The 15876-nt window shown below is 55.0% G+C and carries 15 protein-coding genes and 1 pseudogene; 10 read left to right on the forward strand and 6 right to left on the reverse strand.

What is annotated here, in order from left to right:
- Positions 1–563: pseudogene (locus GA0061071_RS19560) on the reverse strand (transketolase); the annotation flags it as partial.
- Positions 564–839: 276 nt separating this feature from the next.
- Between GA0061071_RS19560 and loiP the strand changes: the two are divergent.
- A complete protein-coding gene (loiP, locus tag GA0061071_RS19570) occupies positions 840–1598 on the forward strand; it encodes a metalloprotease LoiP (RefSeq protein ID WP_061493223.1) in 759 nt (252 codons plus the stop codon).
- A 70-nt stretch (positions 1599–1668) separates the two neighbouring features.
- Here the strand turns inward: loiP and speA are convergent, their stop codons facing one another.
- The 3 genes from speA to GA0061071_RS23800 all read right to left on the reverse strand — a co-directional run bounded on the left by speA (position 1669) and on the right by GA0061071_RS23800 (position 4072).
- Positions 1669–3645, reverse strand: coding sequence for a biosynthetic arginine decarboxylase (gene speA, locus GA0061071_RS19575; protein ID WP_071889861.1), 1977 nt, complete (start codon positions 3643–3645; stop codon positions 1669–1671).
- An 8-nt stretch (positions 3646–3653) separates the two neighbouring features.
- A complete protein-coding gene (yqgB, locus tag GA0061071_RS23795; RefSeq protein WP_134318694.1) occupies positions 3654–3836 on the reverse strand; it encodes an acid stress response protein YqgB in 183 nt (60 codons plus the stop codon).
- Positions 3837–3925: 89 nt separating this feature from the next.
- Positions 3926–4072, reverse strand: a complete 147-nt coding sequence (locus GA0061071_RS23800) for a hypothetical protein (RefSeq protein ID WP_420843407.1) — start codon at positions 4070–4072, stop codon at positions 3926–3928.
- Between the two features lie 420 nt (positions 4073–4492).
- Here GA0061071_RS23800 and metK point away from each other — a divergent pair, with 420 nt between their 5' ends.
- From metK to ruvX, 8 genes are all read left to right on the forward strand, one after another.
- A complete protein-coding gene (gene metK, locus GA0061071_RS19585; protein ID WP_061493221.1) occupies positions 4493–5647 on the forward strand; it encodes a methionine adenosyltransferase in 1155 nt (384 codons plus the stop codon).
- A 401-nt stretch (positions 5648–6048) separates the two neighbouring features.
- Positions 6049–7443, forward strand: coding sequence for a sugar porter family MFS transporter (locus GA0061071_RS19590; protein WP_061493220.1), 1395 nt, complete (start codon positions 6049–6051; stop codon positions 7441–7443).
- Between the two features lie 77 nt (positions 7444–7520).
- Positions 7521–8027 (forward strand): SprT family zinc-dependent metalloprotease, encoded by a 507-nt coding sequence (locus tag GA0061071_RS19595; RefSeq protein ID WP_071889859.1) that lies wholly within the window; start codon positions 7521–7523, stop codon positions 8025–8027.
- A gap of 87 nt (positions 8028–8114) precedes the next feature.
- Positions 8115–8813, forward strand: a complete 699-nt coding sequence (gene endA / locus GA0061071_RS19600; RefSeq protein ID WP_061493218.1) for a deoxyribonuclease I — start codon at positions 8115–8117, stop codon at positions 8811–8813.
- A 96-nt stretch (positions 8814–8909) separates the two neighbouring features.
- Complete coding sequence (gene rsmE, locus GA0061071_RS19605; protein ID WP_061493217.1) at positions 8910–9641, forward strand: 16S rRNA (uracil(1498)-N(3))-methyltransferase; 732 nt, start codon at positions 8910–8912, stop codon at positions 9639–9641.
- 13 nt (positions 9642–9654) lie between these two features.
- Positions 9655–10602, forward strand: a complete 948-nt coding sequence (gshB, locus tag GA0061071_RS19610; protein ID WP_061493216.1) for a glutathione synthase — start codon at positions 9655–9657, stop codon at positions 10600–10602.
- A 122-nt stretch (positions 10603–10724) separates the two neighbouring features.
- On the forward strand, positions 10725–11288 hold the full coding sequence (locus GA0061071_RS19615; RefSeq protein WP_061493215.1) for a YqgE/AlgH family protein: 564 nt from the start codon (positions 10725–10727) through the stop codon (positions 11286–11288).
- Positions 11288–11704, forward strand: coding sequence for a Holliday junction resolvase RuvX (gene ruvX / locus GA0061071_RS19620; protein WP_061493214.1), 417 nt, complete (start codon positions 11288–11290; stop codon positions 11702–11704). Before GA0061071_RS19615 ends, ruvX begins: the two co-directional genes overlap by 1 nt.
- A gap of 162 nt (positions 11705–11866) precedes the next feature.
- On the opposite strand, the gene GA0061071_RS19625 is transcribed toward ruvX, so the two are convergent.
- Positions 11867–12559 carry an IclR family transcriptional regulator domain-containing protein gene (locus tag GA0061071_RS19625; protein WP_061493213.1) on the reverse strand — a complete coding sequence of 231 codons (693 nt, stop codon included), beginning with the start codon at positions 12557–12559 and terminating at the stop codon, positions 11867–11869.
- 67 nt (positions 12560–12626) lie between these two features.
- Here GA0061071_RS19625 and GA0061071_RS19630 point away from each other — a divergent pair, with 67 nt between their 5' ends.
- A complete protein-coding gene (locus GA0061071_RS19630; RefSeq protein WP_088238386.1) occupies positions 12627–14888 on the forward strand; it encodes an FAD-dependent oxidoreductase in 2262 nt (753 codons plus the stop codon).
- Here the strand turns inward: GA0061071_RS19630 and GA0061071_RS19635 are convergent.
- Complete coding sequence (locus tag GA0061071_RS19635; protein ID WP_061493211.1) at positions 14885–15865, reverse strand: type IV pilus twitching motility protein PilT; 981 nt, start codon at positions 15863–15865, stop codon at positions 14885–14887. The genes GA0061071_RS19630 and GA0061071_RS19635 overlap by 4 nt on opposite strands.
- Between the last annotated feature and the right edge of the window lie 11 nt (positions 15866–15876).

Raw genomic sequence — 15876 nt, forward strand, 5'->3', positions numbered from 1 at the left:
GAGATGCCGTTGTCATCGTAGAACGCCACCAGTTTGCCCAGTTTCAGGGTACCGGCCAGCGAGCAGGCTTCATGGGAGATACCTTCCATCATGCAGCCGTCGCCCATAAAGGCGTAAGTGAAGTGGTCAACGATGTCATGACCCGGGCGGTTGAACTGCGCCGCGAGGGTTTTCTCAGCAATCGCCATGCCCACGGCGTTGGCAATGCCCTGCCCCAGCGGACCGGTGGTGGTTTCTACGCCAGCGGTGTAGCCCACTTCCGGGTGACCCGGCGTTTTGGAATGTAGCTGGCGGAAGTTCTGCAGCTCGGACATCGGCAGATCGTAACCGGTGAGGTGCAGCAGGCTGTAAATCAGCATCGAGCCGTGACCGTTGGACAGCACAAAGCGGTCGCGGTCAGCCCAGGCCGGATTCGTCGGGTTATGGTTCAGAAAATCACGCCACAGGACTTCGGCAATGTCAGCCATCCCCATCGGGGCTCCCGGGTGACCGGATTTGGCTTTCTGTACCGCGTCCATGCTCAGCGCACGAATAGCATTGGCAAGCTCTTTACGTGAGGACATTTTGACTCCAGATCGGACGATTAAGGGCTGTGCCCGTAACGACTTGACGACAGCGCGTTTTGGGCTACGCCGGAAAAAAGTGCCAACAATGTAACCCAAGCGGCTGGTCATGTACATGGAACATCCTTTTGCCTGTTCAGAAATCTCCGGAAGCTGCCTGCTTGTTGCGCAATCTCCTCGCTCGCCTTTCCTGCTCTTATTTATACTTACGCTGCCACCGGTTCGCATAACCCCGGTGCATAATCAGAAATGACTCACCATTGCGGAAGATGACACATGAAAATTCGCCCAGCATTACTTGCTCTGGGAATGACAACCCTGCTCGCCGGTTGCCAGAATATGGACTCCGGCGGTTTTCTCAGCTCGGGAGCGGAAGCTTTCCAGGCTTACACCCTGAGTGATGCTCAGGTTAAAGCACTGAGCGACGATGCCTGTAAACAAATGGACAGTAAGGCCAGCATTGCGCCAGCCAGCAGCCCGTACAGCCAGCGTCTGAGCAAAATAGCCGCCGCCCTCGGCGACAATATCAACGGCCAACCGGTGAACTATAAGGTTTACGTGGCGAAGGATGTGAACGCCTTTGCGATGGCCAACGGCTGCATTCGCGTCTACAGCGCACTGATGGACATGATGACCGACAACGAAGTCGAAGCGGTGATTGGTCACGAAATGGGTCACGTTGCGCTGGGGCATGTGAAAAAAGGTATGCAGGTTGCGCTCGGGACCAATGCATTACGCGCGGCAGCGGCGTCCGCGGGCGGTATTGTCGGCAGTTTGTCGCAATCGCAGCTTGGCGCACTGGGCGAACAACTGGTGAATTCACAGTTCTCCCAGCGCCAGGAATCCGAAGCGGATGACTACTCTTACGATTTGTTGCGCAAACGCGGCATCAATCCGTCAGGGCTGGCGACCAGTTTTGAAAAACTGGCGAAAATGGAAGAGGGTCGTCAGAGTTCAATGTTTGACGATCACCCGGCCTCTGCCGAGCGTGCGCAACACATTCGTGATCGTATGGCAGCAGACGGTATTAAATAACGCAACAGGGAGGCAATAGGCCTCCCTGTTTTTACGCAGTGTGTGGACAATCACCTGTCACTGGAAAATCTTATTCATCTTCCAGATAGGTGTAGCCGTACAGTCCGGCTTCAAACTCTTCGAGGAACTGCTGCTGCAGCGCATCTTCGAGCCCGGTCTGTTTAACCTGATCGCGGAACTGCGTCAGCAGAGTGTTCGGATCGAGCTGCACATACTGCAACATATCCGCGACGGTGTCGCCTTCATCAGAAAGCTCCACTTCCACGCTGCCATCCGGGAAAACAAACACATCAACCGCTTCGGTATCACCGAACAGATTATGCATATTCCCGAGGATCTCCTGGTACGCGCCAACCATAAAGAAGCCCAGCATCGGCGGGTTCTCCGGGTCGTATTCCGGCATCGGCATCGTGGTGGCGATCCCGTCGCCATCCACATAGTGATCGATAGCACCGTCGGAGTCACAGGTAATATCCAGCAGTACCGCACGGCGTTCCGGTGCATGATTCAGCCCTTCCAGCGGCAACACCGGGAAGAGTTGATCGATCCCCCAGGCATCAGGCATCGACTGGAACAGCGAGAAGTTGACGTACATTTTGTCCGCCATACGCTCCTGCAATTCATCGATAATCGGACGATGTGCACGGTTGCTCGGATCCAGCTGTTTCTGCACTTCATGACACATATTCAGATAGAGCTGCTCAGCCCAGGCGCGCTCTTGCAGGCTGTAAGCGCCAGAAGAGTAACCGACATGGATATCGTGCAAATCCATCTGGCTGTCATGCAACCATTCACGCAGCGAACGGCGTGTGCCAGGCTCATGCATCTCCTGCCAGGTTTCCCACATACTTTGTAACGCACGCGGCGCATCGTCAGCCGGGGCTGTCGCCTGCGTATATTCGTTGCGTTCCACACCGATAATATTGGACACCAGCACTGTATGGTGCGCAGTCACGGCGCGACCAGATTCCGTGATCACCGTCGGATGCGGCAAACCATGCTCTTCACACGCATCGCCAATCGCCCAAATGATGTTATTGGCATATTCGTTCAGGCCATAGTTCACCGAACAGTCTGACTGCGAACGTGTACCTTCATAGTCCACGCCTAACCCGCCGCCAACGTCGAAGCACTGGATATTCACGCCCAGTTTATGCAGTTCAACGTAAAAACGCGCGGATTCACGCACGCCAGTCGCGATATCGCGGATGTTCGCCATCTGCGAACCGAGGTGGAAGTGCAGCAGTTGAATGCTGTCCAGACGCCCGCGCTCGCGCAGAATTTCCACCAGTTGCAGAACCTGGGTGGCCGCCAGACCAAATTTAGATTTCTCGCCGCCGGAAGATTGCCATTTACCGGAGCCTTGCGACGCCAGACGCGCACGCACACCAAGACGCGGCACCACGTTCAGACGCTCCGCTTCTTCCAGTACGATGGCGATTTCGGTCATTTTCTCAATCACCAGATAGACCTTGTGGCCCATCTTCTCGCCAATCAGCGCCAGGCGAATGTATTCGCGGTCTTTATAGCCGTTACACACGATCACCGAGCGGGTCATCCCCGCATGCGCCAGTACGGCCATCAGCTCCGCTTTGGAACCGGCTTCCAGCCCCAGCGGTTCGCCGGAATGGATCAGCGACTCAATCACACGCCGGTGCTGGTTCACCTTGATCGGATAGACGAGGAAATAGTCGCCATTGTAACCGTAGGATTCACGCGCACGTTTAAAGGCGGCGTTAATCGAGCGCAGGCGATGTTGCAGGATCTGCGGGAAACAGAACAGCGCTGGCAGGCGCTGCCCTTGCGCTTCGCGCGCTTTCACCAGTTGCGCCAGGTCAACGCGGGCTTCCGGTACATCCGGATCCGGGCAAACACTGATATGCCCCAGTTCATTGACGTCGTAGTAATTATTACCCCACCACGCAATGTTATATGTACGTAGCATCTTGCTGGCTTCCTGGGAGCTCATCGCCACCTCCTGCATGGAACGTAATACACCGTGTTCGCCTGCTGACGAAGGCGAAACCGAAGACATGTCGTCAGACATAGCGAACCTCAACATAAAAAAGTGTATACCCTGTTGGTTTCACCGCGCCCGCAGGCCGCAGAGTAAAACACAACGGATACAAAACAGTTGACTACTATCGCAGTGACATATAGCGATAACAACCCATAAACAGCCTGAATGCTCAGCATGTCATGCTGAAGCGCCGGCTGTGCGACCGGTTTCTTGTTCATATCATTGTAAAACACGTTCCGAACTTAAGTATGACAGTCCGGCGAAACCACGAGAAAACTCCTGATTTATCAGGAGAGCCCTTGTTCAGTTATCGCAACGCCTTACCGGCTCTGGAGTCCTGAGAAGCGCCGAAATGGGTATAACATCGGCTGGTTTGCAGATTAGAAATGCAGGTAGTGGGGAGTAAACATGCGTCAGAACGACGCAACAGTTTTTGCGGAAAACAACGGTTCATTATCTCGTATCACCTCCACGCAAGCCTTTTACAACCCGCGACAAGCCAAAGCCATTAAATTCACTGCTTAACCCGGCTGGAAGTGGCGACACAGCGTTTTTGCCGTGCGCTTTTTTAAGTGAGCCGCGCGCGGCGTTTTATACCGACAACGAGGTGAAAATGCAAAATAAAAAAGCTGTGTTTGACGCATTGCCAGGAAAATTTTCCGTCACTATTTGTGACAAGAAGTGGTGAACATCAAAAAGCGCTGGCAATAGAGTCAGGAAGTACCTTAGAATAGCCATCCAGATGTTAATCCGTCTATATTGATTAACACTCAGACTTTTGCGTCATAACCTGCAGTCCCCGCGGCGCCACCGCGAAGGCATATCCGGACGCAGAATTCGAGCTAACCGTATTACTCCAGGGTGAAAACAACATATGGCAAAACACCTTTTTACGTCCGAGTCCGTCTCCGAAGGGCATCCTGACAAAATCGCTGACCAAATTTCCGACGCCGTGCTGGATGCGATCCTCGAGCAGGATCCGAAAGCACGCGTTGCGTGTGAAACTTACGTCAAAACCGGCATGGTGCTGGTGGGTGGTGAAATTACCACCAGCGCATGGGTTGATATCGAAGAGATCACCCGTAATACCGTCCGTGAAATTGGCTATGTGCATTCCGACATGGGCTTTGACGCCAATTCTTGCGCCGTACTGAGTGCGATTGGTAAGCAATCTCCGGATATCAACCAGGGCGTTGACCGCGCCGATCCGCTGGAACAAGGTGCGGGCGACCAGGGGCTGATGTTTGGTTACGCAACCAACGAAACCGATGTACTGATGCCTGCACCGATCACCTATGCACACCGTTTGGTTGAGCGTCAGGCTGAAGTGCGTAAAAACGGCACCCTGCCGTGGCTGCGCCCGGATGCGAAAAGCCAGGTCACGTTCCAATATGAAGACGGTAAAATTGCCGGTATCGATGCCGTTGTGCTGTCCACACAGCATGCAGAGAATATCGACCAGAAATCCCTGCAAGAAGCGGTGATGGAAGAGATCATCAAGCCGATTCTGCCGTCTGAGTGGCTAAATGAGTCCACCAAATTCTTTATCAACCCGACAGGCCGTTTCGTTATCGGTGGCCCGATGGGCGACTGTGGTCTGACCGGACGTAAAATTATCGTTGATACCTACGGCGGCATGGCGCGTCATGGCGGCGGCGCATTCTCCGGTAAGGATCCGTCTAAAGTTGACCGTTCTGCCGCTTACGCTGCGCGTTACGTCGCGAAAAACATCGTTGCTGCGGGCCTGGCTGACCGCTGTGAGATCCAGGTCTCCTATGCTATCGGCGTGGCAGAACCGACCTCTATCATGGTAGAAACCTTCGGTACCGAGAAAATCGCCAGCGAGCAGTTGACCCTGCTGGTGCGCGAATTCTTCGATCTGCGTCCGTATGGTCTGATCCAGATGCTGGATCTGCTGCACCCGATCTACAAACAAACCGCTGCATACGGTCACTTTGGTCGCGAAACCTTCCCGTGGGAAAAAACCGACAAAGCTGATGCGCTGCGTGAAGCTGCCGGTCTGAAATAATCCTCTGGCAATGTCTTTTTAAGGCCAGCCCCGTGCTGGCCTTTTTTATATTCTCCGCCCTTCATCCCAACATATTTTTTCTCAATGCCAGTGCCCACTTAGCGTGAGGGAGTTTCGCATGAAAGCGATTACATCAAACCGCTTCGGTAAAAAATCAGAATTCTCTCTTTGAAAAGCAGCAAACTGATGACTGTTACATAATGCTTCGGTTTAGTCTGAAATCACGTCAACCACCTCACATTCTCTCTTCAGTAATTCTATAATATTTATGACTTTTATTTACATTACATCCTTGATTGTAATGTAACCGATTACACTCATGTGATGATAGTCACATATTTTTGCGTATTCCTGACCTACCTTTGACACCGATAAAACCAATGACATCAATGGAGGGCATAATGCCTGACACGAAAAAACAGGGGCGTTCAAACAAGGCAATGACCTTCTTTGTCTGTTTCCTCGCAGCACTGGCAGGATTGCTTTTTGGCCTGGATATTGGCGTGATCGCGGGTGCGCTGCCCTTTATCACAGATGATTTTCAAATTAGCTCACACACCCAGGAATGGGTGGTGAGTTCGATGATGTTCGGTGCCGCCGTAGGCGCTGTCGGCAGCGGATGGCTCTCCTGGCGCCTCGGCCGTAAAAAAAGCCTGATGATCGGCGCCGTACTTTTTGTGATCGGCTCGCTCTGCTCCGCCGCTGCCCCGAACGTTGACGTGCTGATTATTTCTCGTGTGGTGCTGGGCCTTGCCGTGGGCGTAGCGTCCTACACTGCACCGCTCTATCTGTCGGAAATTGCCCCGGAAAAAATCCGCGGCAGCATGATCTCCATGTATCAGTTGATGATCACCATCGGTATTCTCGGTGCTTATCTTTCCGATACGGCGTTCAGCTACAGCGGTGAATGGCGCTGGATGCTGGGGGTGATCATTATTCCGGCTATCCTGCTGTTGATTGGCGTCTTTTTCCTACCAGACAGCCCACGCTGGTTTGCCGCGAAGCGCCGTTTCCACGATGCAGAACGTGTGCTGTTGCGCTTGCGCGACACCAGCGCTGAAGCGAAAAATGAGCTCGAAGAGATCCGCGAAAGCCTGCAAGTGAAACAGACCGGCTGGGCGCTGTTCAGAGAGAACAGCAATTTCCGCCGCGCCGTGTTTCTTGGCGTGTTGCTGCAGGTGATGCAACAGTTCACCGGGATGAACGTCATCATGTACTACGCGCCAAAAATTTTCGAACTGGCGGGCTATACCAATACCACCGAGCAGATGTGGGGCACGGTGATTGTCGGTCTCACTAACGTACTGGCGACGTTTATTGCTATCGGTCTTGTGGATCGTTGGGGACGTAAACCGACGCTGGTGCTGGGCTTCCTGGTGATGGCGGCGGGGATGGGCATCCTTGGCACCATGCTGCATCTGGGCATTCACTCCCCGTCGGCACAGTACTTCGCGGTCGCAATGCTGCTGATGTTCATCATTGGTTTCGCCATGAGCGCGGGGCCGTTGATTTGGGTGCTGTGTTCCGAAATCCAGCCGCTGAAAGGCCGCGATTTTGGTATCACCTGCTCAACGGCCACCAACTGGATTGCCAATATGATCGTCGGCGCGACGTTCCTGACCATGCTCAATTCGCTGGGCAACGCCAACACCTTCTGGGTGTATAGCGCGCTGAATGTGCTGTTTATCGTCCTGACGCTGTGGCTGGTGCCAGAAACCAAACATGTTTCGCTGGAGCATATCGAGCGCAACCTGATGCGCGGTCGCCCATTGCGCGAAATTGGTTCCCACAACTAGCCCTGAAGGCTTCCTCCCCGGAGGAAGCCTTCCCTTCCCCTTGCACTCCCGCTTCGCCCATCCTATGCTCTGCAACTATGAAAACACCCCGCCTTCCCATTGCCACGCAACAAGCCGTCATGCGCAGCCTGCGAGAAAAACTCGCCCAGGCAAACCAAAAACTGGGGCGCAATTACCCGGAACCTAAACTGATTTATCAACAGCGCGGCACGGCCGCCGGTACCGCCTGGCTGGCGGATTACGAAATCCGGCTTAATCCGGTGTTATTACTGGAAAATGAACAGGCATTTATTGACGAGGTGGTTCCTCACGAACTGGCGCATCTGCTGGTGTGGAAACACTTTGGCCGTGTCGCGCCTCATGGCAAAGAGTGGAAATGGATGATGGAGAGCGTATTGGGCGTCCCCGCCAGACGCACTCATCAATTCGAGCTGGAATCCGTACGGCGCAATACTTTTCCCTACCGCTGCAAATGCCAGCAGCATCAGTTAACCGTGCGCAGACATAACCGGGTGGTACGTGGCGAAGCGGTTTACCGTTGTGTTCGCTGCGGCGAGCCGCTGATTGCCGACGCGAGTAACTGAATCCATTAAGAAGTTTTCTGCTCTTACTGATTGCATCAGGCAACGCCTTCCGTTACGTTGCGGACTCGTTTTGACAGGGAGTTCGCCATGTTTCGTCTTTTCTCACTTTTATTGACTCTTATTGCCGTTCCTGCACTCGCCGCAGACGGGATCAACAGTTTTGCCCAAGCCAAAGCAGCAGGCGTTAAAGTGAACGCCGATGCGCCAGGGGACTTCTACTGCGGGTGTAAAATTAACTGGCAGGGGAAAAAAGGCGTGGTTGATCTCGCCTCCTGCGGCTATCAAGTGCGGAAGAACGAAAATCGCGCCAGCCGTATCGAGTGGGAGCATGTCATGCCCGCCTGGCAGTTCGGCCACCAGCGCCAGTGCTGGCAGGATGGTGGACGGCAGAACTGCGCGAAAGATCCGGTGTACCGCAAAATCGAAAGCGATATGCATAACCTGCAACCCGCCGTAGGCGAGGTGAACGGCGATCGCGGCAATTTTATGTACAGTCAGTGGAACGGTGGTGAAGGTCAGTACGGCCAGTGCAGCATGAAAATCGATTTCAAAGCCAAACTCGCCGAACCGCCGGCCCGCGCCCGCGGCGCGATTGCCCGCACCTATTTCTATATGCGCGATCAGTATCAAATTTCGCTTTCACGCCAGCAAACGCAGTTGTTTACCGCCTGGGATAAACAGTACCCGGTGACCGACTGGGAGTGCGAACGCGATGCACGCATCGCCAACGTACAGGGTAACCATAATCCGTATGTGCAGCGCGCTTGCATGGCGCGAAAGAGCTAACCTACACTAGCGGCAATTATTTATTTGCAGGCGCGCCCCTCCCCTTCAATGGCGGAGGGGATAGACCGCGCCGCCCCACACATGGAATTTCATACTATGCGCATTCCCCGCATTCATCATCCGGAACGCATCCTGCCTGGCTGCGAAATCGCACTCAGTGAAGACGCAGCCAACCATGTCGGTCGCGTGCTGCGTATGGGGCCAGGCCAGGCGCTTCAGTTATTTGATGGTTCGAACCAGGTCTTCGAGGCGGAAATCGTCCATGCGGACAAAAAAAGCGTGCGGGTGAATGTGCTTCGCGGCGAGTTGGACGATCGGGAATCGCCGGTGCATATCCACCTCGGACAGGTGATGTCCCGCGGGGAAAAAATGGAATTCACCATCCAGAAATCCATTGAGCTTGGGGTAAGCCTCATTACGCCACTTTTTTCTGAACGCTGCGGCGTTAAACTGGATGCTGAACGCCTGAGCAAAAAGCTTCAGCAGTGGCAGAAGATTGCCATTGCCGCTTGCGAGCAATGCGGACGTAACCGCGTTCCGGAAATCCGCCCGGCAATGGATCTGGAAGCCTGGTGCGCCGAAGAGGATACCGGCCTGAAGCTGAACCTGCATCCGCGCGCCAGCCAAAGTATCAATACCCTGCCGTTGCCAGTGGAACGTGTGCGGCTGCTGATTGGTCCGGAGGGCGGGTTAACCGCCGATGAGATTGCCATGACCGCGCGCTATCAGTTCACGGATATTTTGTTAGGGCCACGCGTACTACGCACAGAGACCACGGCGCTTACCGCCATCACCGCGCTTCAGGTACGCTTTGGCGACCTGGGTTGAGAGGAGAAGCAAAATGATTAAGCTCGGCATCGTGATGGATCCCATCGCAGACATTAACATTAAAAAAGACACCAGCTTCGCCATGCTGCTGGAAGCACAGCGCCGCGGCTATGAGCTGCACTATATGGAAATGGCCGATCTCTACCTGATCAATGGCGAAGCCCGCGCACGCACCCGTAAGCTTTCCGTCGAGCAAAACTACGACAAATGGTACGAATTTGGCAGCGAGCAGGATATTCCGCTCGCCGATCTGGGTACCATTCTGATGCGCAAGGATCCGCCGTTCGATACCGAATATATTTACGCGACCTATATCCTTGAACGTGCTGAAGAGAAAGGCACGCTGATCGTCAACAAACCGCAGAGTCTGCGTGACTGTAACGAAAAACTGTTCACCGCCTGGTTCGCGGAATTAACTCCGGAAACGCTGGTTACCCGCAACAAAGCGCAGTTGAAAGCGTTCTGGCAGAAACACGGCGACATTATTCTCAAACCGCTGGATGGGATGGGCGGCACCTCGATTTTCCGCGTGAAAGAAGGCGATCCAAACCTGTCGGTGATTGCCGAAACCCTGACCGAACTGGGCAATCGTTACTGCATGGCGCAGAACTATCTGCCGGCCATTAAAGATGGCGATAAACGCGTGCTGGTTGTGGATGGCGAGCCAGTACCTTACTGCCTGGCGCGCATCCCGCAAGGTGGTGAAACCCGTGGCAACCTGGCGGCCGGCGGTCGCGGCGAACCTCGCCCACTGAGCGAAAGCGACTGGGCGATTGCCCGTAAAGTCGCCCCGACGCTGAAAGCAAAAGGGCTGATTTTTGTCGGCCTGGATATTATCGGCGATCGTCTGACTGAAATTAACGTCACCAGCCCGACCTGCGTACGTGAAATTGAAGCTGAATTCCCGATCTCGATCACCGGCATGCTGATGGACGCCATCGAGAAACGTCTGGGAAAATAAGCCTCAATGCTCCGGATACGGGAAGGAACCCGTATCCTGCCAGGTTTGGCTAGTGACAGCATTCTGCTTTCACCGCATACTAGACTGTCGCTTTTTTGAACCAGGAAACAGAACCTCTGACAATGAATTTACAGCATCACTTTCTTATTGCCATGCCTGCTCTTCAGGATCCCCTCTTCCGGCGCTCCGTGGTTTATATTTGCGAGTACAACGATGAAGGCGCAATGGGGCTTGTTATCAACAAGCCGCTGGAAAACCTGAAAGTAGATGGTGTGCTGGAAAAACTCAAAATCCAGCCAGAGTCTCGCGATCCGTCGATCCGTCTGGATAAACCGGTGCTGCTCGGCGGCCCGCTGGCGGAAGATCGTGGTTTTATACTGCACACGCCACCCGCCAGTTTCGCCTCCAGCATCCGTGTCTCTGACAACACCGTCGTGACCACCTCGCGTGATGTCCTTGAAACACTGGGCACAGCAGAGCAGCCAAGTGAAGTGCTGGTCGCGTTGGGCTATTCATCCTGGGAAAAAGGGCAACTGGAGCAGGAGATCCTCGATAATGCGTGGCTGACCGCCCCGGCGGATCTTAATATTTTGTTTAAAACGCCTATTGCCGATCGCTGGCGTGAAGCGGCAAAACTTATCGGCATTGATATCTCCACCATGCCGGGTGTTGCGGGGCACGCCTGATGAGTGGAACGCTGTTAGCCTTTGATTTTGGTACTAAAAGCATTGGCGTAGCCATTGGGCAGCGCATTACTGGCACCGCCAGGGCGCTGACCGCACTGAAAGCGCAGGACGGCACACCGAACTGGAGCGCCATCGAAAAGCTGTTAAAAGAGTGGCAACCTGAAGCAGTGATCGTCGGTTTACCGCTAAATATGGACGGCACAGAGCAGCCGCTGACGGCCAGAGCGCGTAACTTTGCCAATAAGATACATGGCCGTTTCGGCGTGCAGATCAAACTGCATGATGAACGGCTCAGCACCGTCGAAGCCCGTTCAGGGCTGTTTGAGCGTGGGGGATTTCGCGCCCTCAATAAAGGCAGTGTGGATTCCGCTTCCGCCGTCATCATCCTCGAAAGCTGGTTCGAACAGAACCTCTGATCCTCTCAGGGGCGGATTCCGCCGTCGATAACGTTTTCCCCCTCATCAAGCCGCGCATCAGCCGCGGCTTTCTGCCGATCGTGCTCACAAATTTAGCCCGTATTTTTTGCATTTCCATCAGTGTTTCTATAAAAGAAACATATCAAACAGTGTGAGTGGCGATCAGGGCTTTTCCGTCAGACGATTCACCAGAGAGTGAAGTTCCTCCAGGCGCGTTTCCACCACAGCTTCGTTTATCTGCCACATTCCGGCAAACGCCAGTGCGGCAGAGTGAGCGCCGAGAGGCTGCGCCATAGAAATTTCACCATCGTCATGGCGCCAGACAACATGCCCCTGCTCGCGCTGCTGAGCAACGTGTGGGCCAAGTTGCCGCCATTGCTCATCGGTAAAGCGTTTTTGCAAATCGTCATCGCTTTCCGCCGCCAGCAGTGACATGCCAATCACGGATTGCCAGGCAGGGAGCATATGGAAACCGGCCAGCGCCTGGCTAACCTGGCTACCGGGTTCGGAGTGATAGATGTAAATAACCTGGTCCTCCCACAGCACGGCCATTGCGACCACGATATCTTTCGGGGCGTAGCGTTCTAACAAGGGGAGTGCATGGGAGAACAGCGCCGATCCGCGAATAGCCTGGGCGGCCAGTGCGTGAATACCAGGGCCTGGTAGATAGCGTCGTTGAGCATCCTGCATGGTCAGGCCGATAGAGGCCATGGTCATCAATAACCGGTTTACGCGGGTGGTGTTGATCCCCATCAGGCGCGCCAGCTCGCGACAGCCAATAGCACGGCCGCTGGACACCAGGTACTGCAGGCAGCGAATACCGTCGATCAGGCTTTGGTTCGGTTGTGAAGACATAGCAGGGTTCGCTTCTCAGGTTGCTCAAAGAGTCGATTTTACCGCCAGTAAAGAAGGATACAAGGTTATGAAAATCTTTCCCCAATCCGCCGCCAGATGTTTTCCGACACAATACCTGCATGCCGACCTGCTGGTCGCAGGCGGCGGACTGGCAGGGCTATGCGCGGCCCTCGCCGCCGCACGTGACGGCTTACAGGTTGTACTGATCCAGGACCGGCCGGTGCTGGGCGGCAATGCCTCCAGTGAGGTTCGCCTGTGGGCCAATGGTGCGACTTCGCATATGGGAAATAATAACCGCTGGGCGCGCGAAGGAGGCATTATGGGCGAAATCATGGAGGAGAATCTCTGGCGTAACAAAGAGGGTAACCCGGTAATGTTCGACCTGGTGCTGCTGGATCTGGCGAAAACTCAGCAAGGTCTCACGCTTTTGCTGAATACAGCCGTCTACGAGGTGGAAAAAGAGCAGCAGCGCATCACGCAGGTCAGCGCCTTTAACCCGATTAACGAAACGTTTTATATCGTCAGCGCAGAACAGTTTTGCGATGCCACGGGCGATGGCGTGCTGGGTTTTCTTGCTGGGGCAGAATATCGGGAGGGTGCAGAAGATGCGGATGAGTTGGATGAAAAGATGGCACCAGGCGATAACTTTGGTCATAAACTGGGTCACTCGATTTATTTCTATACCAAACAAACAGCTGGCCCGGTCAATTTCATCCCGCCGTCTTTTGCGCTGAAAGACATTACCGACATCCCGCGTTACAAACGCCTCACCTCAACCCTTAACGGCTGCGATCTCTGGTGGCTGGAATGGGGCGGACGTCTCGATACCGTGCATGAAAGTGAAGAGATCAAATGGGAGCTATGGAAAATCGTCTGGGGCGTTTGGGATCATATTAAGAATTCGGGTCAGTTTCCTGAGGCTGAGAATATGACCATTGAGTGGGTCGGCGCGATCCCCGGCAAACGGGAAAGCCGCCGCTTTGTGGGCGACCACCTGCTCTGCCAGCAGGACATTATTGAGCAACGGGATCACTATGACGCCGTTGCCTACGGCGGCTGGTCTATTGATTTACACCCGGCGGATGGCGTCTACAGCACCCATGACGGCTGCCGTCAGTTCCACAGTAAAGGTACTTACACTATTCCATTTCGTAGCCTTTACAGCCGCACGCTGGATAATTTGCTGCTAACCGGACGGTTGATTTCCGCCTCTCATGTGGCCTTTGGCAGTGCACGCGTAATGTGCACCTGCGGTCTGCTGGGCGAAGTGGTTGGCCGCGCCGCCGCCCTGTGCAAGACGCATAATCTCACTCCGAGGGAACTGGCCAGGCCAGAGCATGTCACCGCGCTACAGCAGCAGTTGCAGCGTAATGGCTGCTACATTCCGCGCCACTGGCTGAGCGATCCGGCACAGGGTGCGACGGTCAGCGCTAGCAGTGAGTACCAACTCACGGAGCTTGCACCGAATGGTCAATGGCAGCCGCTGGCGGAACGGATGGCACTGTTGCTACCGGTGCAGGCAGGCGCATCATTGCCGAAGATTACGCTGCGCCTGCGCTCCACTACCCCGCTGCAACTGGCGGTATCGCTTTTGGGCAGCAAACGCGCCGGGAATTTCACACCGGACGAGCAGTATGACGAGTGCATACTGCAACTTTCGCCTGGCGAAGGTGAGTATGCACTAACGTTTAACTGGCAAAGCGCCCGTGATCAGTACCTGTTCCTCGCTTTTGACGCCCGGGATAGCGTGGAGATCGCCTTGACCGACACGCATCTGCCTGGAATGATGACGGTGTTTAATAGTCTGAATGCCCGCGTGGCGAAGCATACTCGCCAGGTAGCGGACGGTGATTACGGCGTGGACGAGTTCGACTTCTGGTTACCGCGCCGTCACCCGCAACAGATCATGCCCGCCCTGCGAGTCAGCCAGCCGTTGGCATACTGGGGGGCGCAAAATGTTCTGAATGGCCGCCTGCGCCCTGAGCAGCAAATCAATGCCTGGAGCCCGGCTGCAAATGACAATACGCCTGAAATCATCTGGCGCTGGCCTACGCCGCAGTCCCTGAAACAGCTAACGCTGGTGCAGGACAACGACTTCGACAACGCCATGGAGTCGGTACAAATGGGTCACCCTTATGCTGTAACGCCGCACTGCATTACACACTACCGCTTGTGGGCCGATGATCGGTTGCTGGCTGAGGTTAAAGCGAATCACCACTCCGTGTGTCAGCACTGTCTGGACGAACCGCTCACGGCGACAAGCATCCGGTTAGAGATCCTCGCCACAGCAGGTGCACTCCCGGCGGTTTACTCTCTGAACGTAAGCTAAAGCCGCCCCGCCTGTTCGCGCTGCTGCCGGCTTTGCGCAAATGTCAGCATCCCCGCTTGCTGCCCGGTTTGCATTACGCCGGGCAGTTGGTGAGTCTTGCCTTCACGGATCAAGTTCGCCGATGCAGAGGTATTCACCAACAGTTCAAACAGCGCGACCCGCCCCGCCTGTTTATCGGCTTCCAGTTTTTGCGCCAGCACTGCCAGTAAACTCCCGGCAAGCTGGCTGCGCACCGGGTCTTTTTCCTGCGCCGGGAAAGCATCCACCAGCCGCTCCACGGCCTGTGCCGCACCGCGCGTATGCAGCGTCGCCAGCACCAGATGCCCGGTCTCCGCCGCCGTTAACGCCAGCCGGATCGTCTCACTGTCGCGCAACTCACCAAGCAGGATCACATCCGGATCCTCACGCAATGCCGCGCGCAGCCCGCTGGCAAATGACCGGCAGTGCAGACCAACCTCCCGCTGCTGGATTAAGCACCGCTCGCTGGTATGTACAAACTCAATCGGATCTTCCAGCGTCACGATATGCCCGTCCATGCGTTGATTAAGGTGATTTACCATTGCAGCAAGCGTTGTTGATTTACCGCTACCAGTAGCACCGGTCACCAGAATCAAACCGTGCTCCTGCGCGAGCAACCCGGTAAGCGCCTGGGGCGCATCAAGTTCGTTGAGCTGCGGACAGCGTTGCGGTAATAACCGCAGCGCCAGGGAGACACCGTCATGACGGGCAAACGCCCCGGCGCGCAAACGCAGACCGCTGGCAGTGGTGAGCGCAAAATCCACCTGCCCTTGCTCTCGCCACTGGTTTTGCAGCATTTCACTAAGATGCCTGTTCATGAGTGCAGCGATGTCCGGACAGGGAAAAGGCGCAGGCTCCAGCCGCCCTTGTTGCCGCCAGCGTGGAGAACGCCCACTGCACAGGTGTAGATCCGAGACGTTATGCTTTACACTAAGCTCCACTATTTTTTCTATATCCATATAGCCACCCT

This window comes from Kosakonia oryzendophytica, assembly GCF_900094925.1.
Lineage (GTDB): Bacteria > Pseudomonadota > Gammaproteobacteria > Enterobacterales > Enterobacteriaceae > Kosakonia > Kosakonia oryzendophytica.